The sequence below is a fragment of the Singulisphaera chitinilytica genome (assembly GCF_049331405.1).
Taxonomy (GTDB): domain Bacteria; phylum Planctomycetota; class Planctomycetia; order Isosphaerales; family Isosphaeraceae; genus PoT.
Genome location: NZ_CP186274.1, coordinates 4,825,880 through 4,851,382, shown reverse-complemented (window position 1 = coordinate 4,851,382; position 25,503 = coordinate 4,825,880). Strand labels below are relative to the sequence as shown.

Annotated in this window: 18 protein-coding genes and 1 pseudogene; 13 read left to right on the top strand and 6 right to left on the bottom strand. The window is 63.4% G+C overall.

Annotated elements, in window-relative coordinates; translation table 11 throughout:
- The first annotated feature begins 25 nt into the window (after positions 1-25).
- Positions 26-1,111: a glycosyltransferase family 2 protein gene (locus ACOYYX_RS19300; RefSeq protein ID WP_422931542.1), complete on the top strand. Its 1,086-nt coding sequence runs from the start codon at positions 26-28 to the stop codon at positions 1,109-1,111.
- A gap of 115 nt (positions 1,112-1,226) precedes the next feature.
- Here ACOYYX_RS19300 and ACOYYX_RS19295 read toward each other — a convergent pair whose 3' ends face one another.
- Positions 1,227-1,436 (bottom strand): hypothetical protein, encoded by a 210-nt coding sequence (locus ACOYYX_RS19295; RefSeq protein ID WP_422931541.1) that lies wholly within the window; start codon positions 1,434-1,436, stop codon positions 1,227-1,229.
- A gap of 845 nt (positions 1,437-2,281) precedes the next feature.
- Here ACOYYX_RS19295 and ACOYYX_RS19290 point away from each other — a divergent pair.
- The 4 genes from ACOYYX_RS19290 to ACOYYX_RS19275 all read left to right on the top strand — a co-directional run bounded on the left by ACOYYX_RS19290 (position 2,282) and on the right by ACOYYX_RS19275 (position 10,107).
- Positions 2,282-4,243 (top strand): TolC family protein, encoded by a 1,962-nt coding sequence (locus ACOYYX_RS19290; RefSeq protein WP_422931540.1) that lies wholly within the window; start codon positions 2,282-2,284, stop codon positions 4,241-4,243.
- A gap of 645 nt (positions 4,244-4,888) precedes the next feature.
- The gene (locus ACOYYX_RS19285) at positions 4,889-5,254 is read left to right on the top strand and encodes a hypothetical protein (protein WP_422931539.1); all 366 of its coding nucleotides are present in this window, start codon (positions 4,889-4,891) and stop codon (positions 5,252-5,254) included.
- A 369-nt stretch (positions 5,255-5,623) separates the two neighbouring features.
- A complete protein-coding gene (locus ACOYYX_RS19280) occupies positions 5,624-6,865 on the top strand; it encodes an efflux RND transporter periplasmic adaptor subunit (protein ID WP_422931538.1) in 1,242 nt (413 codons plus the stop codon).
- Between the two features lie 74 nt (positions 6,866-6,939).
- Positions 6,940-10,107 carry an efflux RND transporter permease subunit gene (locus ACOYYX_RS19275; RefSeq protein WP_422931537.1) on the top strand — a complete coding sequence of 1,056 codons (3,168 nt, stop codon included), beginning with the start codon at positions 6,940-6,942 and terminating at the stop codon, positions 10,105-10,107.
- Positions 10,108-10,347: 240 nt separating this feature from the next.
- Here the strand turns inward: ACOYYX_RS19275 and ACOYYX_RS19270 are convergent, their stop codons facing one another.
- The 3 genes from ACOYYX_RS19270 to ACOYYX_RS19260 form a co-directional block, all read right to left on the bottom strand.
- Complete coding sequence (locus ACOYYX_RS19270) at positions 10,348-13,260, bottom strand: tetratricopeptide repeat protein (RefSeq protein ID WP_422931536.1); 2,913 nt, start codon at positions 13,258-13,260, stop codon at positions 10,348-10,350.
- Between the two features lie 292 nt (positions 13,261-13,552).
- Positions 13,553-16,402, bottom strand: a complete 2,850-nt coding sequence (locus ACOYYX_RS19265; RefSeq protein WP_422931535.1) for a beta strand repeat-containing protein — start codon at positions 16,400-16,402, stop codon at positions 13,553-13,555.
- A 242-nt stretch (positions 16,403-16,644) separates the two neighbouring features.
- Positions 16,645-16,884: a hypothetical protein gene (locus tag ACOYYX_RS19260; RefSeq protein ID WP_422931534.1), complete on the bottom strand. Its 240-nt coding sequence runs from the start codon at positions 16,882-16,884 to the stop codon at positions 16,645-16,647.
- Between the two features lie 636 nt (positions 16,885-17,520).
- Here ACOYYX_RS19260 and ACOYYX_RS19255 point away from each other — a divergent pair.
- The gene (locus tag ACOYYX_RS19255; RefSeq protein ID WP_422931533.1) at positions 17,521-18,918 is read left to right on the top strand and encodes a hypothetical protein; all 1,398 of its coding nucleotides are present in this window, start codon (positions 17,521-17,523) and stop codon (positions 18,916-18,918) included.
- Between the two features lie 237 nt (positions 18,919-19,155).
- On the opposite strand, the gene ACOYYX_RS19250 is transcribed toward ACOYYX_RS19255, so the two are convergent.
- Positions 19,156-19,965, bottom strand: coding sequence for a sensor histidine kinase (locus ACOYYX_RS19250; protein ID WP_422931532.1), 810 nt, complete (start codon positions 19,963-19,965; stop codon positions 19,156-19,158).
- Between the two features lie 355 nt (positions 19,966-20,320).
- On the bottom strand, positions 20,321-20,569 hold the full coding sequence (locus ACOYYX_RS19245) for a hypothetical protein (RefSeq protein WP_422931531.1): 249 nt from the start codon (positions 20,567-20,569) through the stop codon (positions 20,321-20,323).
- A gap of 24 nt (positions 20,570-20,593) precedes the next feature.
- Between ACOYYX_RS19245 and ACOYYX_RS19240 the strand changes: the two genes are divergently transcribed.
- From ACOYYX_RS19240 to ACOYYX_RS19210, 7 genes and pseudogenes are all read left to right on the top strand, one after another.
- Positions 20,594-22,414, top strand: a complete 1,821-nt coding sequence (locus tag ACOYYX_RS19240) for an ATP-binding protein (RefSeq protein WP_422931530.1) — start codon at positions 20,594-20,596, stop codon at positions 22,412-22,414.
- 33 nt (positions 22,415-22,447) lie between these two features.
- Positions 22,448-23,086 (top strand): response regulator, encoded by a 639-nt coding sequence (locus ACOYYX_RS19235; RefSeq protein WP_422931529.1) that lies wholly within the window; start codon positions 22,448-22,450, stop codon positions 23,084-23,086.
- Between the two features lie 179 nt (positions 23,087-23,265).
- A complete protein-coding gene (locus tag ACOYYX_RS19230) occupies positions 23,266-23,664 on the top strand; it encodes a response regulator (RefSeq protein WP_422931528.1) in 399 nt (132 codons plus the stop codon).
- Between the two features lie 242 nt (positions 23,665-23,906).
- The gene (locus ACOYYX_RS19225) at positions 23,907-24,128 is read left to right on the top strand and encodes a hypothetical protein (protein WP_422931527.1); all 222 of its coding nucleotides are present in this window, start codon (positions 23,907-23,909) and stop codon (positions 24,126-24,128) included.
- Between the two features lie 42 nt (positions 24,129-24,170).
- A complete protein-coding gene (locus ACOYYX_RS19220) occupies positions 24,171-24,566 on the top strand; it encodes a hypothetical protein (RefSeq protein WP_422931526.1) in 396 nt (131 codons plus the stop codon).
- 30 nt (positions 24,567-24,596) lie between these two features.
- A pseudogene (locus ACOYYX_RS19215) lies at positions 24,597-25,067 on the top strand (glycogen debranching enzyme); the annotation flags it as partial.
- 243 nt (positions 25,068-25,310) lie between these two features.
- A complete protein-coding gene (locus ACOYYX_RS19210; protein ID WP_422931525.1) occupies positions 25,311-25,478 on the top strand; it encodes a hypothetical protein in 168 nt (55 codons plus the stop codon).
- The last annotated feature ends 25 nt before the right edge of the window (positions 25,479-25,503 follow it).

Here is a 25,503-nt window from a genome sequence, read left to right as displayed (position 1 = left end):
GACAGGCCTAGCTGGGATGAATTCGATGGCCAACGCTTCCGGACCCCACGTTTCGATCGTCATCCCGTGCCGCAATGAGGCCCGTCACATCGAGGTGTGCCTGCGGTCGATCCTCGCCCAGGAGACGTTGCCCGACGCCCGGACGTTCGAGGTGGTGATCGCCGATGGGATGAGCGACGACGGGACGCGAGCCAGGCTCGACGCGATCGCCGCGACCGACTCTCGCGTGAGGGTCGTCGACAATCCCGGACGGATCGTCTCGACGGGGCTGAACGCGGCCATCCGCGCCGCGAGGGGTCGCATCATCATCCGCGTCGATGCCCACACGAAGTATGCACCCGACTATGTGAAAGAGTGCCTGCGCACCCTCGAATCGACGGGTGCCGACAATGTCGGGGGGCCCTGGCAGGCCGTCGGCGAGACCTGGCGGCAACGCGCCATCGCCGCCGCATTCAAGAGCCCCTTTGCCAGCGGTGGTAACAAGGCGCATGCCCCCGACTATGAAGGCCCCGTCGATACGGTTTACCTCGGATGCTGGCTCAAGGAGACCTTGATCCGGCTCGGCCTCTTCGACGAGGAACTCGTCCGCAACCAGGACGACGAGCTGAACTTCCGGATCATCAAGGCAGGAGGCCGAATCTGGCAATCGCCGAGGATCCGGAGTTCCTATCAGCCCAGGTCGTCGCTCAGGGCTTTGTTCCGCCAGTATCTCCAGTATGGCTACTGGAAGGTCCGGGTGATTCAGAAGCACCGCCGGCCCGCCTCGTTGCGGCATCTCGTCCCGGTGATGTTCGTGCTTGGGGTGTGCTTCGGCTGGCTCGCGTCGCTCATCCATCCCGTCCTTGGCATCGCCTATCTCGCCGTGCTGGGGATCTACGGCCTCGTCAACCTCTCCTTTTCGATCAAGGCCGCCGCATCGCATGGCTGGGAGCTACTGCCGATCCTGCCGATCGTCTTCCTCGGCTATCAATTCGGATATGGGTTGGGGTTTGCCCTGGGGATCGTCGATTTCATCATCCTGCGTCGCGGGGCGCGAAGTACGATGACTCATCTGACGCGTGCGACTCATCCTCAGGCCCTGGGAGAGGTGGGAACAACTCAGGCCAGTTGATGAATTTGAGTTGGTCCGCGCGAGTCATTAAAAATCCTTGGGGAGTCGATCCGGGATGGCGGGTCGACTCCCCAAGTCATTGATCGAGACAGCATGGCAAATGGCTCGCTGCGGGTCACTTCATGGCTTGTCGTCGTGCCGCTTCGCGCTTCATGAGCCACGGGACGAAATACCAGGCTCCGATTCCGCCGGCGACCCCGCCGACCGTCATCGGGAGGATATCGTCGTGGGTCAGGTGCTTCAGACCGGCGAAGACCCGGTAGAACCAGAACGCACTGGAGAGGAGCGAAATCACGCCCAGGAACATCACGGTCTTGTAGAACATCGGACTTTTCCCTTCGTTTCAAGTGATTGTCATGCAGCCCTGGCCATCATCAGTGACCGCGCGTGATTCCTCAACTTGGGCCGCCGCTCCTCGAGATCCGAGCGACGTTAGGAAGGAATGAACGCAATTGCATGACTCGCCATTTCACGGTTGAGAGACCCGTCGGCTTCGTACGATGGGTTATCCGTGTTGGTGAGAACATCGGACAGGAATCGAGCCGATGAGGCCGGGGTCCGCCTCATTACCGAGTTGAATCGGAGGAGGTTCGCCTACCCTCAAGGCATTCGATGGTGTCTAGTCCATGATTGCTTGAGGGTGCACGTTTGGGATGTGATGTCGTCGTGTGAGCGATGTCAGGTTCCAGCGAGCCACTCGCAATACTGGCTGCTCGAGGTCCAGCTCAATTTCACCATCACCACTGATGTTTGGTGATTTGCGGGCTTGGGGGAGAATGGTGGGAGAGCGTTCTTGTCCAGGCTTCCACGGAGCCCCATCGAGCGGGCCGCGAATTTGTTAGGCGTAGGGCTCTGAACCAAGGGGGTTGTCGACGCAAAGGTCGGAAAATCCTGCCATGTCGCTTGTTCGCGCAGGCCGCTAGTAAAGTCATAACCCGCACGAACCGATCAATATAGACGTCCTCCCCCCAGCAACGCCATTCCGACCATTCGCTGAGGACGCTCATGAAGGGGCCCTGCTCGAGCAAGGAGCTGATCACTTTTGTTGGCTCGGCGGGATTGCCGACGGGCGAAAACTCCTCAAGGACGAGGCAGATGAACCAGTCAATCAAAATTCCAAACGTGGGGCATATGAAGCAAGCGATTGCGAGATCAATCGCTTGCGGCATCATGTTGCTGGTTCTGCCGTCCTGCGGGATCCCCCGTCTCCACAAGCCGGAGCCGGGGCCGAACTTACCCGAGAGTTTCAACGGGACGACCAGCCCCGAGAACTCGTCCATGCTCGGGGTGGATGAGTTCTACCACGACGCCAATCTCTCAGGCCTCATCTACCAGAGCCTGGCCAACAATCGAGAGCTGAAGAATCTGGAACAGGAAGTCCAGGTCGCCAGCAACGAGGTTCTGGCCCGATCCGGTGCCTACCTCCCCTTCGTCAGCGCCGCGACGGGCGCGGGGATGGACAGGCCCAGTCGCTTCACGCGAGACGGGGCCGTCGACCGCCAGCTCAATATCATCCCAGGCCAGGCCTTTCCCAACCCACTGGGAAACTTCATGGCTGGCTTCAACGTCAACTGGCAAGTCGACATCTATCGGCAGTTGCGTAATGCCCGAGACGCAGCCCTCGAGCGCTACCAGGCCGCGATCGATCGGCGGAACTATTTCGTGACCCGTATGGTCGCGGACATCGCCGAGAACTATTACCGGTTGATGGGCCTCGACAAGCGGATCGAGAACCTGGATACGATCATCGAGTTGCAGGAACGCAGCCTCCAGATCGCCCAGGCCAGGAAGGAAGCGGCTCGCGGCACTGAACTGGCCGTTCAGCGTTTCCTCGCGGAAGTCCGCAAGAACCAGAGCGAAAAGCTGATCATCTATCAGGACATCGTGCAGACCGAGAACCGGATCAACTACATCCTGAACAGGTTCCCGCAGCCGGTCCAGCGCGACTCCTCGAACTTCTTCAACCTGACCATCAACACCCTGAATGTGGGTGTACCTTCGCAGTTGCTCCAGAACCGGCCGGACATCCGCCAGACCGAGCGTGAGTTGGTCGGCTCCGGTCTCGATGTGAAAGTCGCCCGCGCTAACTTCTATCCGCAGCTCGTAATCACCGCGGGCATCGGATACGAGGCCTTCAACCTGAAGTACCTCTTCAACCCGCAGGCATTCATCGCCAACGCGGCGGGCGGATTCGTCGCCCCGTTCGTCAACAGGCGAGCCATCAAGGCCCAGTACCTGTCCGCAAATGCCCGCCAGCTGCAGGCCGTGTACAACTATCAGCGCACCATCTTGAACGCCTTCACCGAGGTCATCAACCGCCTGGCGATGGTGGAGAACTACCGCAAGAGCATCGAGATCAAGAAGCTGCAGTTGCAGTCTCTCGAATCCTCGGTGGATCTCGCCGGCCGGCTCTTCCAGAGTGCTCGAACCGAGTACATCGACGTGCTGTTCGCCCAGCGTGACCTCATGGACGCGAGGATGGTCCTGATCCAGACCAAGGCGGAGCAGTTGTCCGCCATCGTGAACGCCTATCAGGCCCTCGGCGGTGGCAACATGCTGATGCTCGCCGGCCCGGGAGGCCTGGGCAGCCAGTTCCCGATCATCCACGTCGTCCAGAACGGCGACACCTTCTCGTCGATCTCGACACAGTACTACAAGTCGGCCCGGTATCAGAAGTCTCTTTGGGCCGCCAACAAGAAGGTCGTCCGCTCGATGGACCGCCTGGCCGTCGGCGAGAAGATCATCATCCCGCGAGTGGATCAGCTCGAACCGTCCTTGATCGAGGCCGGGTCTGACCCCGAACCGGCTCCCGCCCTCGCCGCGTTGCCGGCCGGCGACCCGACGGCCGCCCCGCCCCCGCCCCCCGCCGGGGCCGCTCCCGGGCCGTTTGTCGGACCGGATTCCAATTCTCCCACCGCCACCGAGCCCCCCGCAGCGGTTCCGTCTTCCGGAAGCGTGCCGGCCGCCCCCGCGGGACCGCAGGAGCCCAACGTGGGTGCCGCTGCTCTACCCACCGCGGTCGTCCCTCCGGCCGCGAATCTGCCGGCTCCGGGAGGCCCGCAGGAGGTCAGCCCCTCGGCGTTACCCGAACTCCCTCCGGTCCCGCTCGATCCGGCGACGACGGTGAAGTGACCATCCGGCACGATTTGGCCGGGATTCTTCCAGCACTCCCTGCCTCGGTCGACTGAGACTGCGAACGACATGCGACGGCCCCCCTATCCGCCACAACGAGGCGGGCAGGGGGGCTGAGTCGTTGATTAGCTCCCATTACTCTCGAAAGCGTTTGGCAAGATTCGACACGAACTCGTTGATGCCGAGGGCCGAGCTGCGGAACGGCGAAATGATTCGTTGGACGGTCAGGCGGCGTCTCGAAGGCCAGCTACCGGCAACGAGACCGATCGTGGCCCATGGCGGGGTCCTTTAAAGATGGGCATTCCTGTTCCTAGAGCGGACCTTGGAATTGTCGCGATCCAGGAGGATGAAGTGAACGTAGAAGCTCAGGCATGTCCGACTGAGTCTATTAGCGATGTTTCGAGCAACTATTCGTGGTTTCTTGACTTCCGTCGACTGCCTCTCTAAAATTTCCCTGATCCAATCTTCAGGTTTTCGTTTTCCCGAATTTAGATTCGCCTGGCACGTCGAAAAAGAGTATATAGTGTGGAGCTGCGGGCTCCACCACCCCGCCAGAGAGAATCCACGACGCGATCTGGTAGAACGCCATCTCGCCGGGTGCCGGCGAGCGAGCCTCGAATCCTGACATTCGAGAAGCGAGGGGCCGTGCCCGACCGTAAGAGTCTCGTCTTCACGCTATGGCTCACGTCCTTGGTGGCGTTGCTGGCGTCGATCTTGCTCGCGCCGGTCCCGACGTCGGCCTTCATCACCGTCACGTCTCAGCCCGATTGCCCGCATCGCCATTGCTCTCTGTGCCCGGGTCCTTCGACGTCCAGCTTCAGCGCGGCGATGGCCACGGACGTCGTCCGGCAGGTGACCGCACTTCCATTCGAAATCGAGGAGCAGGATCGAACCGATATCCTGGATGAGCCTCGAGTTGCATTCTTGGTGCTTTCGTTCTTCCGCAAGGATCTCGATCGCAAGGTGATCGCTCCTCGCTCGATTCTCTCCCTCTACCCCCTCCGCTGTTGATCGTCGCTTGATATAGTGGTGATCGCCGGCTGATATGTCGCCGATCCTTTGGCCATCATCCCGGCCCGAGCCTGGGTGTAGACGAGCCACTGATGACGCCGACCGGCTAGACCGCTTTTCGCCAATCCCCTCATCCTGGGCGAGATGCCCTGTGGGGTCATCAAACTGGCGCGAAACGGAAGCTGACGTCCGCGATCGATCGACGACGACCAGGCCGGGAGATCCTCCCGCACCCCCTCCGACGCCAATTCCCCCTCTGGCGTCGAATCGAGTCGGATTGCCATCCGTACTCAACATCCCCTCCTATTCCACGTCACGTTTCCTTGCCCAAGGAATCGGCAGAGAGTCGAGTTTGAGAAGGAGCCTCTTGTGAATCCGTTCAAATTTGCCATACGACGGCCGTTTACCACCCTGATGCTGCTGGTTGCCGTGCTCGGCGGCGGGGTCTACGGCCTTTACCGGTATCGCGTCGACATCCCGCAACTCAATACCCGCAAAGTTTACGCGTATTTTGATTACATTGGCGTGAAGGCCAAGCCCATCAAGGATCGCGTCGTCACCCAGGTCGAGTCTTACCTCCACAAGGAAGAGGAGAAGGTCCACCACGAGCCCCACAAGGTCGTGGTCACCAGCCCCAAGGCTGAAGACATCGTCATCAACCAGCAGTACGTCTGCCAGATCCACTCTCAGCAACATATTAACGTGCGTGCTCTGGACAGCGGATACCTCAGGAAGATCAACGTCAGGGAAGGCCAGGCGGTGAAGGAGGGGGATGTGATGTTCAAGATCGTCCCCATCCTTTACGAGGCCAAGCTGGACGCCGAGACGGCCGAGGCCAATCTCGCCCAACTGGAATACAACTTCACGAAGAAGTTGTCCGAACAGAAGGTGGTCTCCCCGAATGAGGTGCAGTTGCTCCAGGCGAAGCTGGCCAAGGCCAATGCCAAGGCGAAGCTGGCGCGGGCCGAACTCGATTTCACCGATGTCAAGGCTCCCTTCAACGGCATCATCGACCGCCTGCACGAGCAGCTCGGCAGCTTGATCAAGGAAGGGGACATCCTCACGACCCTCTCCGACAACAGCCTGATGTGGGTCTACTTCAACGTTCCCGAGGCCCGCTACCTCGAGTACATGTCCGCCGTGGGCAAGCACGAGGAAAATCAGGGGATCGAGCTCATCCTGGCGAACGGCTCCAAGTTCAATCAACTCGGCAAGATCGGTGCGATCGAGGCCAAGTTCAACAACATGACCGGCAACATCGCCTTCCGTGCCGACTTCCCGAATCCGGACGGCCTGCTGCGTCACGGCCAGACCGGCACCGTCTCGCTCCACCGGACGGCGCATGATGCGATCGTCATCCCCCAGCGCGCGACCTTCGAAATCCTCGACAAGCGTTTCGTCTTCGTCGTCGACAAGGACAACAAGGCACATCAGCAAGAGATCAGCATCCAGAACGAGATGGATGACATTTTCGTGGTGAATAAGGGTGTGAAGGTGACCGACAAGATCGTCCTCGAGGGGATCCGGCAGATTCACGACGGCGATAAGCTGGACTACGAGTTCAAGCCCGTGGAACAGGTTCTCGCCTCGCTGAAGAACAGGGCGGAATAAGGTCCGCCCCCGCCGGAAATCGGCCTCGGAAGACGTCCCGGACGCATCCAACTCCACCCCAATATCGCGGAACCATGTTTTCAAACATCCTCCATCGGCCTGCGCTGGCAATCGTGATCTCGATTGTCATCGTGTTCCTTGGGGGGCTGGCGATCGTGACATTACCGATCTCCCAGTTCCCCTCCGTCGCCCCCCCGAGCGTGCTGGTCACCGTGGCTTATCCCGGTGCCAGTGCCAACGTGTTGGTCGACTCGGTGCTGATTCCCCTGGAGCAGGCCATCAACGGCGTCCAGGACATGCGTTACATGGCCTCCGCCGCCACCAGCGCCGGCGAGGCCACGATCCAGATCATCTTCGAGCCGGGCACGGATCCCAACGTGGCCGTCTTGAACGTGAACAACCGCATCAACATGGTGAAGAACCGCCTCCCACCCCTCGTGGAGCGCGAAGGTATCATCGTCATGCAGGCCATGACGAGCATGTTGATGTATGTCAATGTTTATAGTACGGCGGAAGGCGCGGACCAGAACTTCCTCTACAACTTCGCCTTCGTCAACCTCCTGCCCGAAATCAAGCGGATCCGCGGCATCGGCACCGCCACGATCCTCGGAAGCCGCCAGTATGCGATGCGGGTCTGGCTGAATCTCGATCGGATGCGGGCCTACAGCGTCTCCTCCGACGACGTCATGAAGATGATCGGCAAGCAGAGCATGATCGGGTCGCCTGGGCGACTCGGGCAGGCGACGGGCAGGACCTCGCAGACCGTCGAATATGTGCTGACCTGGGTGGGACGTTATAACAAGCCGGAGCAATATGAGAACATCGTCCTGAGGGCGAACCCAGACGGCGAGATCCTGCGGCTCAAGGACGTCGCCAAGGTCGAGCTGAGCGCCTCGTACTACAACCTCTACTCGGACATCGACGGCTACCCCTCCGCGGCCATCGTGCTCAAGCAGAGCCCCGGCTCGAACGCGGCCGTCGTCATCGAGGAGGTCAAGGAGAAGCTCAAGGAGCTGAAGGCGGAGACGTTCCCGAGCGGCATGGATTTCCAGGTCAGCTATGACGTCTCCAGCTTCCTCGAGGCCTCCATCGACAAGGTGCTCCACACGCTGTTCGAGGCCTTCGTGCTGGTGGCCCTGGTGGTCTTCCTCTTCCTCGGCGACTGGCGATCCACGTTGATTCCGACGCTGGCGGTCCCGGTCTCATTGATCGGCACCTTCTTCGTCATGCTCTTGCTCGGCATGTCGATCAACCTGATCACGCTCTTCGCGCTCGTGCTCGCGATCGGCGTCGTGGTCGACGACGCCATCGTGGTGGTCGAGGCGGTACACGCCAAGATGGCGGAGAAGCACCTCTCGCCCTATCGGGCGACGATGGAAGTCATCCAGGAGATCAGCGGCGCGATCATCGCCATCACCATGGTGATGACCGCGGTGTTCATCCCGGTGACCTTCATGACCGGGCCGGTCGGCACCTTCTATCGCCAGTTCGGCCTCACGATGGCCACGTCCATCGTCCTCTCCGGCGTCGTCGCCTTGACGCTCACGCCGGTGCTCTGCGCGATGCTCCTCAAGCCCCACTCGCACGCGAAGAAGCGCGGGCCGCTGGCCATGATGCTGCATCTCTTCGACCGCGGCGTGGAGAAGGTGACGGGGGGTTACGCGAGCATCCTCCGCAGGATCGTCACGCGTCGAATGTTCACGATGTCCGTCATCGGGATCTTCACCTTCTTCATCTACGCGGTGACCACGCAACTCCCCTCGGGCTTCATCCCGCTGGAGGACCAGGGGATGATCTACGGGATCATCCAGACGCCGCCGGGATCGACCCTCGAGTACACGAACTCGAAGTCCCACGAGTTGCAGGCGATCGCCAAGAAGATCGACGGCATCACCTCGGTCTCTTCGCTCGCCGGTTACGAGGTTCTGACGGAAGGCCGCGGTTCCAATGCAGGGACCTGCTTGATCAACCTGAAGAACTGGAACGACCGCAAGATGACCTCGAAGGAGATCATCGCGGAGCTCGAGGAAAAGTGTAAGACGATGGCCAACGTCAAGCTCGAGTTCTTCGAGCCTCCCGCGGTTCCGGGCTTCGGTGCGGCCGGTGGTTTCTCGATGCGTGTGCTCGACAAGACCAACTCGGGCGACTACAAGCGGCTCGGCGAGGTGACCGAAAAGTACCTGGCGGCGCTTGGGAAACGTAAGGAGGTGAAGGGCCTCTTCACCTTCTTCGCCAGCAACTATCCCCAGTATGAGCTGGTCATCAACAACGACGTGGCCATGCAGAAGGGGGTCACGATCGGCGACGCGATGGATAACCTTTCCATCGTCGTGGGCAGCACCTGGGAACAGGGCTTCATCCTCTTCGGCCAGTTCTTCAAGGTCTTCGTCCAGGCCTCGCCGGAGTTCCGCCGGTATCCCGAAGACTTGAAGAACATGTTCGTCAAGAATGACCAGGGTGAGATGGTCCCGTACTCGTCCTTCATGGAGATCAAGAAGCTCCAGGGCTTGAACGAGATCAACCGGTATAACCTGTATACCTCCGCGGCCATCCAGGGTGCACCGGCCCCGGGCTTCAGCAGCGGTCAGGCCATCAAGGCGATCCGCGAGGTTGCCAAGGACACGCTGCCCCCCGGCTTCGACGTCGGCTGGGAGGGTCTCACGTATGACGAGGCGAATGCGGGAAATATGGCCGTCTATATCTTCCTGATCGTCGTCATCTTCGTGTACTTGGTGCTCGTCGGGCAGTACGAGAGCTTCCTGCTGCCGCTGGCGGTGATCCTGTCCCTCCCGGTCGGGATCTTCGGCGCGTTCTTCCTCCTCCAGGTCATGGGGCTGGCGAACGACGTCTACGCCCAGATCGGCTTGGTCATGCTCGTCGGCTTGCTCGGCAAGAACGCTATCTTGATCGTGGAATTCGCGGTCCAGCGTCGCCGAGAAGGCCTGAGCATCAAGGAGGCGGCCATCGAAGGCGGCAAGCTGCGATTCCGCCCGATCTTGATGACCTCCTTCGCCTTTATCGCCGGCTTGCTGCCGCTCGTCATCGCGACAGGCCCAGGGGCCATCGGCAACCGCACCATCGGCACCGCATCTGTCGGCGGGATGCTCATGGGCACCTTGATCGGCGTCGTCATCATCCCCGGGCTCTACTACATCTTCGGGGTGATGGCCGACAATCGTTCGCTCATCAAGGACCATGCCGATGAGCCCCTGACCGAGGTCATCGCGGCCCCACATCATTGATCCATCGAAGGCGGTCGTTCAACACGACCTCGCCGATTGTGTCACCAGATTCGATGGGGCTCAGAAAGCCCCGATGACAAGACGTCGGCCCGGGGAGCCTCGCTCCCCGGGCCGACGCTTTTCTTTTTCCCTCATTGCGAGCGGTAGTTGATCCGGGATCTCGATTGCGAATCGATCGCTGCTGGCTCGTATGGCCAGGGCGCATCAGGCCGGCCCTGGAGTTCTTGCGACGTCGCTCGCTCAAGGCCGGGGCTTCGCATGGGCGCGAGGGCCCACCTTCGTCCGCCATTCCGCGGCCTTCGCAGGCTGGCCCCAGGCTTCGTAGAGTCGAACGGCCCTCTCGCTGGCCATAGCGAGCCGGTGGCGGGTGAAGAGAGGTGGGATTTCACCTTCTCGGGCCTTGAGGCCCTCGTAGCCCTTGACGATCAAAGGTTCCGCGTCGGCGTAGCGGCCCAGGCCGGTGAGGGCGGCGCCGAGGGTCGACTGTGCGTAGAAGGTCATGTCCGAGGGGGGCTTTCGGTCGTAGATGGCGACGCATTCGGCCAGGAGAGGCTCGGCGTCCTTGAACCGCTCGCTCCTGAGGAAGCTTTCTCCTTCGTCCAGGAGGACGCCGGCGTAGGTGACGGAGTCTGCGCCATGCTTACGCTTCGCTGCGGCGATCCATTTACGCCGCCAGGCGTCGGCCTCGTCGGTCTTGCCGACCTTGACCAGGCAATCGCCGAGGTCGCCGATGATGATGCCACCGTCGGCGAGGTTGAAGTCGAGCTTCTCGATGCCGGCGCCTGCCTGCAGGAGCAGGGCCAGGGCCTTGTCGTTGTCGCCGCGGGCCTTGTACGCCGCCCCGAGGCTCCACATCGTGAGGACGGTGTAGGGGTTATAGATTCCGAGGCTCTGGACCCGGGCCTCTCGGACACGCTCGCCGAGCTGGATCGCCTCGTCCAACCTCCCGAAGGCCCGATACGTGCCGGAAAGGCTGTCGAGGATCATCAAGGTATAGGGGTGATCGGCGCTGAGCCTGGGTACGATCTCGTCCCTCGCCTGTTCGAAGAGGGCCAGGGCCTTGCGCATTTGACCGGCCGCGCGATACCTCAGCGCCAGGGCGTTTATGGAGTTGATGTAGAGGAGGTGGTCGGGGCCGTGCTTCTTCAGACGGGCGTCGCGCACCTGCTCGGCCATGGCGATCGCCTCCTTCCCCTTCCCGAGGGCCGAATACACCCCGGCGAGGATGGTGAGGATGTCGAGGACCTGCGCATCGTCGGGCCCGAACTTGGCCACGAGGATGCCCCGCGATCGCTCCAGGATGGCGCGGGCCTTGTCAGCCTCGCCGGACTTATAGTAGGCCATGGCGAGGTTACGGTCGGTGGAGAGGGTATCGGCGTGGTCGAGCCCGAGCGTCCGCGCCTGGGTGTCGCGAACCTGTTCATATAAGGCGAAGGCCTCGGCCGGCTCGGCGAGTTCGAAGATCGTGGAAGCCCGCTGGGACTGGGCCGCGAGGGTGTCCTTGTGCTCGGGGCCGAGCCGTTCCCGGCGGGTGGCGACGGCCTTCGTCAACAGGTCCTTCGCCTTGGCGGGAAACCCGAGGGCGCGGTAGGTCCGGCCGAGCCGGTATTGCAGGTTCGCCACGACGAGGGGGTCGCCGACTGCGTCTCCTTCCAGATCCGCGGCGGCCCGATCCAGGCGATCGCCGAGGATCGCCCGCAGGGGGCGGCCCTCTTTCACTTCGGCATTGGGGTCGAGGTCTTCGAAGACCGACTCCAGGACCTCGCTCGCCTTCTCGACCTGCCGCAGCCGTCGTTGCGCCGCGGCGTTGGCCCTCGCTTCACCCTCGGCCCGCTCGGCCTCGGCTTTTCGGGCGCTATCGACCCGGATCAGGCCCCAGGTCGTCCCGGCGATCCCGCCGACCAGCAGGACGACGATGATGGTCGCGACCGCAATCGGGCCCTGGTTGCGACGCACGAACTTGCCGAGGAGGTAGCCGGCGGAGGGAGGGCAGGCCTCGACCGACTCGTCGGCCAGGTAGCGCCGGATGTCGCGCGTCAGCCCGCTGGCCGTTTCATAACGCCGAGTACGGTCCTTCTCCAGGCACTTCATCACGATCCAGTCGAGCTCCCCCTTCACTAGCCGGGCCAGGCGCCCGGGCTCCGTGGCACGCTCGGCCGCCAGGTTCGGGAGCGAGTCGCTGCTGCTCAGGCGGGCGCTCGGGCGAGGCGGGTCTTCCTCGCGGATCAGGCGGAGCATCTCGTGCAGGGCCGCCTCGTTGAATCGGCCACGCTCGAGCGGGGTCGAGCCGGTGAGAAGCTCGTAGAGGATCACGCCGAGGGCGTAGACGTCGGCCCTCGCGTCGACGTCGATGTTGTTGACCTCGGCCTGCTCGGGGCTCATGTAGAGCGGCGTTCCCAGCACGGCGCCGTGGGCGGTTTGCAGGGTCTCCTCGATGAGGCGCTCGCCGGTCGCCTTCGCAAGGCCGAAGTCGATGACCTTCGGGACGGCGTGGCCCTCGTAGCGGCTGACCAGGATGTTGTTCGGCTTCAGGTCCCGGTGGATCACGCCCTTGGTGTGGGCGTGCTGGACGGCCTGGCAGACGGCCACGAATAGCTCGAGCCGTTCGGCGACGCTCAGCTTCTCGTCGTCGCAGTAGCGGGTCAGGGGGACCCCCTCGACGAACTCCATGACGAAGAAGGGGCGGCCGGCGTCGGTCGTGCCGCCGTCGAGGACTCTGGCGATGTTCGGGTGCTCCATCAGTGCGAGGGCCTGGCGCTCGGCCTCGAACCTCGCGAGCACGTTCCGCGAATCCATCCCCGGCTTGATGAGCTTCAGCGCCACGATACGCCGGACCGGCTCCATCTGCTCGGCCTTCCAGACCGTCCCCATGCCGCCGACGCCGACCTCTTGCAGCAGCTTGTAGCGCCCGGCGAGGACCGCACCGGCGCTCGGAGCATCCGGGGAATCGTCAGGGGTGCCTCCGGCGAAGAGCGTCCAACCCGGCGGCTCTGGCCGGTCGAGGATGCCGAGGGTCCTGTCGTGGGCCTTGAGCAATTGCTCGATCCGTCGTCGGAGCGCGAGGTCATCGCCGCAGGCCTTGTCCAGGAACTTCTGGCGCTCGGCCATGGTCGGCTTCTGCAGGGCCTCGACGAACAGCGATTCCTCGTCCATCGCACCGACTCCAGATCCGCCAGCTCCCGGAGGTGGAAACGCGGACGGCAGGGAAGGGGATCGGCCTGGTCGAGCCGCCCCGAGACTCTCATCGACACAACGAAAGACCGTCTCTTCATATGATTCGAGCTATCCGTCCGCAAGACCCCAGCCCGTCTGATGACTCGCATTCAAGGGCCCCGTCCCGGGCCACCTCCCTTGCCGATTGATACGGCGCAGAGGGATCCAGGACGGGGGGAGAACGGGAGCCGGAACACATCGGAGCCGAGATTGAATCCGGTCCGGGGCCGGCTTACTGGATCAGGATGTTGTCGCCCGAGCCTCCGTCGAGGATGTCGTTGCCCGGCCCGCCGATGAGGATGTCGTCGCCGTTGCCGCCGAGCAGGGTGTCGTTGCCGTCGCCGCCGATCAGGACGTCATTGCCGTCGCCGCCGTCGGCCGTGAGGGCGATCGCGGGGGCGGACAGGGCTGAGGCGACCACGACGTCATCGCCGCCCAGGGTGTTGACCACCAGCCGGTCGTTCGCGGCCTCGGCGCCCGTGATGTTCACCGTCGCGGCGAGGCCCGTCACGGCGACCAAACCGGCGTTGCCGCCCACGGTGACCTGATCGGCATCGTTGGTCCCGTTCACGATGATCGTGTCGGCGCTGCCATCGCCGAGTCCACTGCCAGCCGGGCTGCCGAGGTCGATGTTGAGTCGATTGAGGTCGGTGCCGGTGAGGTCGTTGACGGTCACGGTGTCGGCGCCGCCGAGGGTGTTGAGGTCGATGCCCTCGATCCCATGGAGGTCCATCGTGATGTTGGCGACGTCACGAGTGAGACGGACGCGGTCGCCGTCGGCGGAGATGACGAACTTCTCGGAGACGTTGGCACCGTTGAACCGCAGCGAATCATCCCCGCCCTGGCCGTCGACGGTGTCACTGCCGTCGCCCGGATTCCATGCGAAGATGTCGTTGCCGTCGCCCATCAGAGCCAGGTCATTGCCCCGACCTCCATTGATGATGTCGTTCCCCCGGCTCCCCGTCAGGGTATCGTTCCCGTCGCCGCCGTTGATGGCCAGGCCGATCGAGTTGGGAGAGAGCCCGCTCGCGTCGACGGTGTCGTCGCCCCCGAGGGAGTTGACCGCGAGGCCGTCGCCCGGGCCGTCGCTCCTTTGGATGTTCACCGTCGCGGCCAGGCCCGAGACCTTGATGCCGGACGACGAGCTCGCCACCGAGATCTGGTCCGCGCCCGCTGTCCCGTTGACGATGACGTCGTCCGCCTGGCCGTCTCCCCGGCTCTGGCCAGGGACGGCCGCGAGGTTGAGGTTGATATCCTTGAGGTCGGTGCCAGTCAGGTCGTTGACGGCGACCGTGTCGGATCCGCCGAACGCGTACAGGAAGAGCCCCTCCACGCCGTCGAGGTCCATCGTGATGTTCGCGACGTCGCGGGTGAACCGCACCCGGCCGCCATTCGCCGAGACGTTGAAGTTCTCGCTGGCGTTGGAGCCGTTGAAGGCCAGGATGTCGTGGCCGTCCTGGCCCTCGACGGTGTCACTGCCGTCGCCCGGGTTCCAGGTGAAGCTGTCGTTGCCGGCCCCCAGGAAGGCCACGTCATTGCCGCGGTTGCCGATGACGGTGTCGTTGCCGTCGCCGCCGATCAGCAGGTCGTCGCCCTGGCTTCCCGAGATGGTGTCATTCCCCGTACCGCCGTCGACGGTCAGCCTCACGATCCCGGCGGGCAGGGTCGCCGCCTTGACGTTGTCGTTGCCCCCCAGGGTGTTCAGGACGAGCGAGTCATTCGCACCCTCGGAGCCCGCCACTCGCACGAGCGCCGGCAGACCCGTCACGGTGTAGCCCGCCCCGGAGCCCGCGATGTTCACGAGGTCGGCGTTGCTGGTGCCGTTGAGGATGATGGAGTCGGCCTGGCCGTCGCCGATCCCCGAGTTGAACGTGCCGGACAGGTCGACGTTGAGATTGGTGAGGCCGGTGCCGGTGAGGTCGCCAACGGTGACGGTGTCGGCGCCGCCGAGGGCGTTGAGGTCGCTCCCCTCGACTCCGTGGAGTTCCATCGTGATGTTGGCGACGTCTCGCGTGAACCGGACGCCGTTGCCGTCGGCATTGATCCCGAACTTCTCGCTGATGTTGGCGCCGTTGAAGACCAGCTTGTCGTTGCCCCCCTGGCCGTCGACGTCGTCGCTGCCGTCGCCGGGGTTCCAGGTGAAGTTGTCGTCGCCAGCCCCCAATGTGACCACGTCGTTGCCGCGACCGCCCGAGACCATGTCGTTGCCGTCGCCGCCGATCAGCGTGTCGTCACCATCGCCGCCGATCAGCGTATCATTGCCCGCGCCGCCGTTCTCGGAGAGCCTGATCAAGGCGGCGAGCCCGTTGCCCGCGCTGATCGTATCATCGCCGCCATTGCCGTTGACGACCAGGTTTTCGGTCGTGCCGATGTCGAGGCTGAAGGGGGCCGGGCTGATGCGATCGACCCGGACTCGCGTCCCGTTCGCCGTGATCGTGAAGACCTCGGAGCCGTTGCCTCCTTCGACGTCGACGGTATCGTTGCCGGCGCCCCCTTCGTTGAGGTCGGTCTCATCGCCGGGGTTCCAGGTCATCACGTCGTCGCCGGCCTCGCCGAAGACCTGATCGGAGCCGGTCCCGCCGGTCAGCGTGTCGTCGCCGTCGCCGCCGAAGAGGAGGTCATTGCCCCCCTTGCCGAGCAGGGTGTCATTGCCGGCCTGGCCGAAGAGGAGGTCGTTGCCGCTCCCCCCGACGAGCGTGTCGTCGCCGCCGCCGCCGAAGAGGTCGGCACCGGGCAGGGCCCCGTTGGTCTCGTCGAGCGAGATCGTGTCGTTGCCCGCCTGGCCGAAGACCTGGATCAAGGTGGTGTTGGCGACGGTGGACGTCCCGCCCACGATGTTGATCGCGCCTCCGTTGACGAGGAGGTTGCCTCCAGCGTCGCGTCCGACCGTGATGTTATTGTCCTGGGCATCGCCGAAGACCGTCAGGACACCCTGAGCGGCTGAAAACGTGGCCGAAACCGTCGGCAGGATCCGACAATCGAGGAACTCGGGTCCCCCGAGTTCGAGCGGGAGGACGCGTCGCGATGGGCGTCGGCGATTCGTGAGTCGAAGAGCGGCGTCTCTGTTCTTGCGCTTCCACATGGTGGTCATCTCTCTGGCTGGCTGTGAGCGAACGTATGGCGCGAAGGTCCCGAGCTAGGGTCGGAGTCGGATCCTCGACGTCGGACCTCCCCCACGAATGAAGGGAAGCCGTGCCGACGGTTTCCGACGTGCCATCCCGGCGTGGGCCGAGGTCTTCAACGGGGCCGACGGGTCATTGCGTCGGATGCGGATTCGTCGCGTTCCGAGCCGACTCGGATCCATCCAACACGCGGGTTGTGGCCCTACCTTCTATGAGTGCAGCCCCAAGCCGTGGCGGATGGCGAGATATCCGATAAAGCCGCAGAGGCGGGGGAGGGGGCGGTGGTGTCGCTCGCCGAGGCCTCGTATCCGGCCGCGAGGTACTGTCCAACGAGAATCGCCCGGCCCATACCTTCGGCAGCGCCGAGTTTCTCGGCCTCGGCCTTGCCGATGTGCTCGAGATGGGTGCCGGGGATCGAATCCTTCGCCCGCTCCGGTTTCATCACGGTTCCCGAATCCGAGAAAGCATGGGAGAGGTCAAGCTCACACCGATCCAACGCCCCGCGGACGAAGATCGCCGTGCTCGTCACCACACCCATGCGACGTAGGGGCCCGGAAGACGTCAGGCCGACTCCAATTTTCTTCGGGCCGTCTCCGGCCATGCGGTATATGCGCAGCCACCGGCTTACCGCAGAGTTACCGTCGGCCGTCGAGGATCGGGCGACCGGATCAGGACGGCGGGCGATCGCCCGAAGATTGGCGTCCCCGGTGCGAGAAGGGATGACATCGCGTCCGAGGTACTCCCGATACAAAGAGGAGTGGTATCCATACATGTGGGGATTGTAAATTTTGGGTTTCCAGTCCGAACACTTGAATTCCTCGTCGCAGCTCGTTATTCTAAACACTCTATCCAATCTCTCCCGAGACTCGACGCGAAATCGTCGCCAGTCCCGCGTGCTTGCGGGACTGCGATCGACGATGATCTCGCGAAGTCTTCAATTGTGTCACGAATTCGGTCCGTCTTCCATCACGCGAAAGCCCGCGTGCGGAGCTTCGAGCGTACCCGGTGGACGCACGCTCCCCTCGGGTGTCTCGGCCCATTGAGGCGATCGTAGCCCCGCCTCAGGAACCCCCCTCGCATGAGAATCAAAGATGTGGTCGGAGTGCGTCTCCGGGTCGTCTGCCTCGGATTCGCAGCATGGAGCGCGTTCCTGATCCCATCGGGCCACGCCGCCGGGGGCCACGCCGATAAGGTCGAGAAGCCGACGTTCACGGGGGACGTTGCGGCCATCCTCCAGAAGAACTGCCAGGTCTGCCACCGCGCCGGGCAGATCGGCCCGTTCCCCCTCGTGACGTACGAGAATGCACGCAAGCGGGCGGCGGATATCGCCACGGTCGTGGCGGAAAAGCAGATGCCCCCGTGGAAGCCCGCCCACGGCTACGGGCCAACGCTCAAGGACGAACGGGTGCTTACCGCCGCCGAGATCGGCATCCTCAAGGCGTGGGCCGACGCGGGCGCACCTCGCGGCGACGAGAAGGACATGCCGCCGCCGGCCAAATTCTCGGACGAATGGGCGCTCGGAACGCCCGACCTCGTGCTCGAGATGCCCGAGAAATTCGAACTCCCCGCGTCCGGCCCCGACCTCTACCGCTGCTTCGTGATCCCGACGAACCTGCCCAAGGATGTATACCTCTCGGCCGTCGAGTTCCGCCCGGGCAATCGGCGCGTCACGCATCACATGATGGCCTTCATCGACACCGAGGGCGGGGGGCGATTGCGAGATAAGGCGGACCCGGGGCCGGGATATACCGAGTTCTCCGGCCCTGGGGCGGAGGTCTACGGCGACCTCGGCGGCTGGCTCGCCGGCACCGACCCCACGCACCTCCCGGAGGGCGTCGGACGCTTGCTCCCCCAGGGCGCCGACGTGATCCTGCAGATCCACTATCACCCAACCGGGAGGCGAGAGGTCGACCGGACCCAACTCGGGTTCTATTTCTCGCGCAAGCCCGTGAAGCAGACGCTCCACTGGAACAATGCGTCGTGCCCCGACATCGTCCTCCCCGCCGGCAAATCGTGCGTCCCGATCAAGGCGAGCTGGTACGTCCCCGTTGATACCGAGGCGCTCGCCGTCACGCCCCACATGCACCAGCTCGGCCGTGACTTCCGGATGTTCGCCATCCTGCCCGGGGGCCGCAAGCAACCCCTGATCCACATCCCCGACTGGGACCCGGCCTGGCAAGCGACCTATTACTTCGAGAAGCCCGTCACGCTCCCCAAAGGAACGGTGGTCCATATCGCGGCCAATTTCGACAATTCGGACCACCCTCGCAACCCGCACCGCCCGCCTCGAGTCGTGCGCTGGGGCCATGGCGTGAAAGAAGAGATGTGCATCGGTTACATAGGTGTCGTCAAGAAGGGCCAGGACCTCACCTACGGCGGCGAGAAGGACGACCTCTTCCAGATCTTCCTCGACCAACGAGACAAGAACTTCAAACGCGATCAGCTAGTCAAACTCCGCCGCACTCGCGGCGAGTGAGGCGAGAAGAGGGCTTGCGCCTCCACGAGCCTTAACCTTCCAGGTGCACAACAAAGACCCGCGTCCGTTCGCTGGATCCGCGGGTCATGGAGCAGAAGCCGCAACCGCTAGGTGGTCGCCTTCCCTTTCGGGACCTGCTGCGGTCATTGTGGCTATCCAACGGTCGCGCCCTTCCAGGACAGTCGGATCAATCAGGGGCGAAAGGCACGAGATAGTTAGTCCTTATGCCTGGAGACGTCACGAACGCTCGCTCGTGGCTGTCGGCAGGCAGAAGGAGAACGACGAGCCGCGACTGGGCTCGCTCTCGACTTCGACGCTGCCGCCGTGTGCGGCCACGATCTCGCGGACGATCGCCAGCCCAAGACCGGCCGAGCCCCGGCGGCCTGCTCCCGGCACGCGATAAAACCGCCGGAAGAGATTCGGCAGGTACTCGGAAGCGATCCCCTCGCCGGTGTCCTCGACGGTGAGGCGTACGCCTTGGGCGGCGAGGTGGGCCGACACCCGGACCTTGTCCCCAATCTCCGTATGTCTCAAGGCATTGGCGATCAGGTTGTCGAGCGCTAACCCGATGCGCAAAGGGTCGGCCAGGACGTCGGGAAGTGAGGACTCCGGTTCGGCTTTGAGGTCTATCCCTTCACCCTCTGCCCTGGACCTTGACCGCTGAACGGCGTCCTCGAGTAGTCGGCTCGCCGAGATGATCTGGAGGTCCGGACGGCTCAAGCCTCCCTTGAGCCGCGACAGGTCGAGCAGATTCTCGACGATCGCGAGCATCCGCTCGCTCTCCTGGCGGGTGATGTCCAGCAGCTCCGCCTGCCTCGCTGTGATCGGCCCGTCCATCTGCTCTCTCAGCAGGTGGACGGTCATCAAGAGGCTGGACAGCGGCGACTTCAATTCGTGTGCAACGGTGGAAACCAACTCCTCCGCGATACGCTCGGCCGGGCGGGATTCCGCTCGCTCCTGGAGGCAAGCAGGCGCTCGCCGCATGCGATCTATGCGGCTCCACTTGGCACGCGGGTCGGGCAGGGCGACCGAGTTCGGGAACTGCATGGATAAGCACCTCCAAGTTCGGTCCAGGAAACAAAAATGGCCCCGAAGTGCGAGGTTCGCACCGCGGGGCCACCTTAGCCGAGATCTCCCGGCCCAATCGCGAGCCGGGAGCTCTATTTCCCGTATGTTTGACGACTCGGGATCGAAATGTCAATATGCCGTGCGGGTATTTGGGGCGGGCTCCATGCCGAACCACTGCGCCGACGTGACCGTAGACAAACGGCGAGCCGTCGGGGCAGGGGGCGAAGTTGTGGCGCACGACGGCCCCTGGACCTGCGGCCCATATCGCTTGGTTGGGGTGACGTTCACGGCCTCCGAGCCGGTCAGGAACGACATGTCCACCACCGCTTTTGCTTCACCGAGGGATGACCTCGAGTTTGAGCGAAGGATCGAGATGGGTCGTGTTGCGGATCTCCCGGTGCGGTACGATGATGGACGTGGCGGGAGATCGAATCTCGATCCGATCTCCCGCCGTCGCCTGAAGCGGCTGGGTTGGGGGCGGGGCGGACGCAACGTAAGCGGAGAACCGCCCGACGTTGCACCCCGTGAAGGTGCTAAAGTGACAGGCGGTCGTGCCGAAGAGCCGCGGGCATCGCGGCGACATCGGATCTGCTCGTGGCTCCGGGTGGTGGCGGTACTGAGCCTCGTTCCTCTCACTCCAGCCGCCGGAACCGAGGCGATCAGGCGAGTCCTGGTGCTCTACCCGTCGAGCGAGGGGCAACCGGGGAACCTCCAATTCGATCAAGGCCTCCGTTCGACGTTCAAATCCTCGTCGCGAGAGACGATCGAACTCTACAACGAGTATTTGGACACATCACGTTTCCCCGGCGAGGACTACCAGCGTCGCCTGGCGGAGTTCCTCCGGCGAAAGTACGCTGACCGGAAGATCGATGTCGTCATCCCGGGGCTGGCGCCTTCGCTCGATTTCGTGCTCAAGTTTCGCGAGCCAACGTTCACGGGCGTGCCGATCGTGTACGGCGCGGTCGAACGGGGCGAGTTGGAGGCGCGTAAGATCGGCGCCGGCATTGCGGGTGTACCGATGCGCGTCGATTTGGAGTCGACGCTCTCCGCGGCCCTGCGGCTCCATCCCGATACCCGACGCGTCGTCGTCGTGGCGGGTAAGTCGGCGACGGATTCGTATCGGATCGCGGAGGCGCGGCGGTTGTTCCATGGCCGCGAGGGCGATCTGGAGTTCGTCTACCTGGCCGGATTGCCCATGGATGAGCTTCTGGACGAAGTTGCCCACCTCCCGGCGAAGAGTCTCATCTATTATCTGCACATCTTCGAGGACGGTCGTGGGAAGTCCTTCGTCCCGGCGGAGGCCGCGGGGCTCGTCGCCTCGGCGGCGAACGCCCCCGTCTATGGACACGACCACACCTACCTCGGACGCGGGATCGTCGGCGGCTGCCCGGTCAGCTTCCATTCCGAGGGCGTCAATGCCGCCCGCGTTTCCCTGCGCGTCCTCGCCGGAGAGAAGCCCGAGAGTATCATCATTCTCGGAAAACATGAATATTCATTCATGTTTGATTGGCGCCAGATTCGGCGATGGGGGATCGACGAGGATGTTTTGCCGCATGGCAGCATCATTTTCTTCAAGGAGCCGAGCTACTGGGACCTCTACGGGTGGCGGATCAGCGGGGTCGTCGCGCTCTGCATACTCGAGGCCCTGCTCATCGTCGGCCTGCTGCTGGCGAGGGCGAAGCGGAGGCGTGCGGAGGCGGGCCTGCGAGAAAGCCAGCGCGAGCTGAGGGCGCTGACCGGTCGGTTGCTCCAGGCACAGGAGTCGGAGCGTCGGCGAATCGCTCGCGAGCTGCACGATGACTTGAATCAGGGCCTGGCCCTCCTGGCCGTCCAACTCGACCTCCTCAGCCAGGAGCCATCGGAGGATCGCGCCCAGGTCGACGAGCAGTTGAGAGGGCTATCGGACAGGGTCAAGCAATTATCTTCCGCCGTTCACGGCCTTGCGACCCACCTGCACCCATCGAAGCTCGAGCAACTGGGGCTCGTGGCCGCGATCCGAAGCCTGTGCAAGGAACAGACTCAGGTCCACGGCGTCGCGATCGAGTTCCTCGATCGCTCGATGCCGTCGTCGGTCCCGGCCGACACCGCGCTCTCCCTCTATCGGATCGCTCAGGAGGCCCTCCACAATGTCATCAAGCACAGCGGAACCCGGCAGGCTCGGGTTGAACTCTTCGGCGATGAGGGAGGGGTTTCCCTGCGGATCGTCGATCACGGGGCCGGGTTCGAGTCGGACACGCTCGATGGCAAGGAGGGGCTCGGGCTGGTCAGCATGCGCGAGAGGCTGCGACTTGTCGGGGGTGAGATCCGGATCAACTCCCGGCCTGGGGCCGGCACCCAGATCGACGTCCACGTCCCGCTCGCTCCTTCCGGCCCGGAGTCGGATGGCCGGTCGGCGCCATCTCCTTCGTCACAGGTCTTGTCGGTATGATGGTGACAATACCCCGGCTCTTGTGAGTCAGCGATGAAGCGCCCGCGTGTCCTGCTTGCCGACGATCACCGGTTGCTCCGGGAGGCCTTCGCGCAACTGCTCGCCCCCGGCTGCGACGTCGTGGGGGCCGTGGCCGACGGCCGCGCCCTTCTCGCGGAGGCCCCGGCGCTCCGGCCCGACATCGTCATCCTCGACATCTCCATGCCGTTGCTCGACGGCCTCGACGCCGGTCGACAACTCAAGGCCATGATGCCCGAGGTAAGGCTGATCTTCCTGACCGTCAGTGAAGATCTCGAACTCGCCGCCGAGGCCCTCCGGCTGGGGGCATCCGGCTACCTCCTCAAGAACTCGGCCGCCTCGGAGCTGATCAAGGCCATCCAGGACGTCTTCGAGGGACGCCCTTACGTCACGCCACTGGCCACCCCGGCCCTGGTCGCCTCACTCATCCGCCAGCCGGCTGCGACGCAAGCAGCCGGGCAACTGACCTCGAGGCAACGCGAGGTCCTCCAACTCCTGGCGGAGGGCCGTTCCATGAAGCAGATCGCCCGGACCCTGGCGATCACTCCCCGGACCGTCGCCTTCCACAAATATAGCGTGATGCAAAATCTGGAGATCAGGACGAATGCCGAGCTCGTGCAGTTCGCGATCAGGCATCACATCGTCAACCTCTAGAAATCACCCAAACGTCTGCCTTTCCTGACCGAGAACTGTCAGATCTGCCAGTGTCCACGCCCCCCGTTCGAGACTATCCTCGACCTCTCGACGCCCCTTTTGACGCGACGCCCATCGGGTAAATTCGCCCGACGTGGGGTTGCGGGGGCCGCTGTCCCATCCTGAACCGGGAGGGACTCTTGAGCCGGACCCGCGTCCTCCTCGCCGACGACCACGAGGAGTTCCTCGAGGTTGAAGCGAAGCTCCTCGAACCGGAGTTCGACATCACCACGACCGCGCGCGACGGCAAAGCGGCGTTCGAGGAGACGACGAGGCTCCGCCCCGACATCCTCGTCCTCGATATCACGATGCCCATCTATAGCGGCATGGAGACGGCAAGGCTGCTCAGAGCGGCCGGCTCCCTGGCGAAGGTCGTCTTCTTGACTGTCCATGGCGACCCGGACTTCGTCCGCGCCGGCTTCGAGGCCGGGGCCTCGGGATACGTGGTGAAATCCCGCCTGGCGGCAGACCTCATCCCGGCGTTGAGAGAGGTCGCGGCAGGCCGCCAGTTCGTCTCGGCCTCTATCTATCCGGAATAAGTGATCGCGTCTATGTTTTTGCGTTATTTGATGAATTGTCGTTTTTTAGGGAAAGGCCATACAACCAAGTCCGGTTGATACTGTCACTTTTGACAGGTGCAATGCCCTTGGCTAAGGGGTACGTTCTCGAGGGGTCGTTGGGGCCATTAGCCACCGATGTCGTCTCGAAGCCCCGGCGGCATCGGATCCGCGGGTGACTTCTCGGTCGCGCCGCTGCGGCCTCAATATCGGGGACGATCGAGATGAACACGGCAACAAAGAGCGATCTTTCCGCACGCCCGGAGAGAGTGATCAAGGAGGCTCGGGGGAAGGTCGAGGCGTTCCAGGCGGGTGCGGAATCGGAACAGCAAGAGATCCGGGGGCGGTTCGAGAAATTCCTCATTGCCGAGCAGATCGTCGGGATTGCGCGAGAGAAGCTGGAGCAATTGAGGGAGCAGCTCGAAGTCGAGATCGTCCCGGCGTAAGTCCAGAACGAGCGGTTCTACTCCCGGGCGGTCACCCTCAACATGCGGTCCGATCTCGCGGGCGTCGTCAAGCTCACCTTCCGACTGACCCACGACGTGGACGTACGGCAGATCCAGCTCGACTACAACCTGGAGATCGTCCCGGTCTTCTTCCAATTCAATCCGCACGCGCGGCTGGAGATCCCCCTGGAGGGTTACGACGAGGCGGTCGTGCAGGAGTGGCTCGACGACCGCATCATCGAGTTCGCGAAGACCTACATGCAGATGCACGACACGAAGGAGCACGAGCGGCGGGTGATGGTCTCGGACACGGTCGCGGGTGTCAGCTTCCCGGGGCCCTTCACGGCTGCCACGCTCGATTTTGACGGTTCGACTTACGACTTCATCAGCGAAGCAAGCCGTCGCGAACTCGTAATGAAGCATGGTCTGCCCCAATGAGCCACATTGCCGTCCAGGCACCTTTTCCACGAAGAAGGGGGATCTCGGTATGCCGACTACACCGGCTGCGGCAACACGCTGAACGGGAACCAGCCGATCGTACGCCGCATGATCGTCGACAGCCTGCGTTACTGGGTCGAAGAAATGCATGTGGACGGCTTCCGGTTCGACCTCGCGTCGATCCTGGCCCTCGACCCCTCCGGGCATCCGCTGCCGAACCCGCCGGTCCTCTGGGACATCGAGTCGGAGCCGGCCCTCGCGGGCACGAAGCTCATCGCCGAGGCCTGGGACGCGGCCGGGCTCTATCAGGTCGGGAGCTTCATCGGCGACGCCTGGAAGGAGTGGAACGGCCGGTTCCGCGGCGAGTCCGGCTCGGTGCGCCGGGTCGCCTACCGGCTCGTCGGCAGCCCCGAAATCTACGACCACAAAGGCTGCGAGGCCGAGCAGAGCGTCAATTTAGTGGCCTGCCACGCCGGTTTCACCCTCAACGACCTGGTCACCTAGCCTGGGCGGGGAGGCCGCGTGGCGACGTTGGATCGACGCGACCTTCAACTCGCCGCAGGGCATCGTCCCGTGGGAGGAGGCGACAACGGCCCTCGGCCGCTCGTATCGGGTCGGAGCCCATTTCGTCGCGATGTATTAATGCATTTGAATGATAATATGAGAATTCCGTGATGCCATTTCTCTGGTCTCCGCGAGGCGGAGCGCCCCCCCACAAGAATTATGCATTGAGGTTATGAAACGGTGAGCCAGCACGATCTCTTCAACCTGACCGCTGGGCAGATCCGGCTAAACGACGAGGAGGCGACGCAGCGCGTGCTCTCGCAAGCCATCCTCAGCCGGCGGGAGGTCGTCAATAGCCTCGCGAGGCTGCGGCCTGCCAGAGGCCAGCCCCACCGCGTTATGATCTGAGGACTTCAACATCCCGATCTGCCGC

Coding starts and splice junctions, on each gene's coding strand:
- ACOYYX_RS19300 (WP_422931542.1), top strand. CDS start 26: ATGGCCAACGCTTCCGGACCCCACGTTTCGATCGTCATCCCGTGCCGC.
- ACOYYX_RS19295 (WP_422931541.1), bottom strand. CDS start 1,436: ATGTTCTACAAGACCGTGATGTTCCTGGGCGTGATTTCGCTCCTCTCC.
- ACOYYX_RS19290 (WP_422931540.1), top strand. CDS start 2,282: ATGTTGCTGGTTCTGCCGTCCTGCGGGATCCCCCGTCTCCACAAGCCG.
- ACOYYX_RS19275 (WP_422931537.1), top strand. CDS start 6,940: ATGTTTTCAAACATCCTCCATCGGCCTGCGCTGGCAATCGTGATCTCG.
- ACOYYX_RS19270 (WP_422931536.1), bottom strand. CDS start 13,260: ATGGACGAGGAATCGCTGTTCGTCGAGGCCCTGCAGAAGCCGACCATG.
- ACOYYX_RS19265 (WP_422931535.1), bottom strand. CDS start 16,402: ATGTGGAAGCGCAAGAACAGAGACGCCGCTCTTCGACTCACGAATCGC.
- ACOYYX_RS19260 (WP_422931534.1), bottom strand. CDS start 16,884: ATGAAACCGGAGCGGGCGAAGGATTCGATCCCCGGCACCCATCTCGAG.
- ACOYYX_RS19255 (WP_422931533.1), top strand. CDS start 17,521: ATGAGAATCAAAGATGTGGTCGGAGTGCGTCTCCGGGTCGTCTGCCTC.
- ACOYYX_RS19250 (WP_422931532.1), bottom strand. CDS start 19,965: ATGCAGTTCCCGAACTCGGTCGCCCTGCCCGACCCGCGTGCCAAGTGG.
- ACOYYX_RS19245 (WP_422931531.1), bottom strand. CDS start 20,569: ATGTCGCCGCGATGCCCGCGGCTCTTCGGCACGACCGCCTGTCACTTT.
- ACOYYX_RS19235 (WP_422931529.1), top strand. CDS start 22,448: ATGAAGCGCCCGCGTGTCCTGCTTGCCGACGATCACCGGTTGCTCCGG.
- ACOYYX_RS19225 (WP_422931527.1), top strand. CDS start 23,907: ATGAACACGGCAACAAAGAGCGATCTTTCCGCACGCCCGGAGAGAGTG.
- ACOYYX_RS19220 (WP_422931526.1), top strand. CDS start 24,171: ATGCGGTCCGATCTCGCGGGCGTCGTCAAGCTCACCTTCCGACTGACC.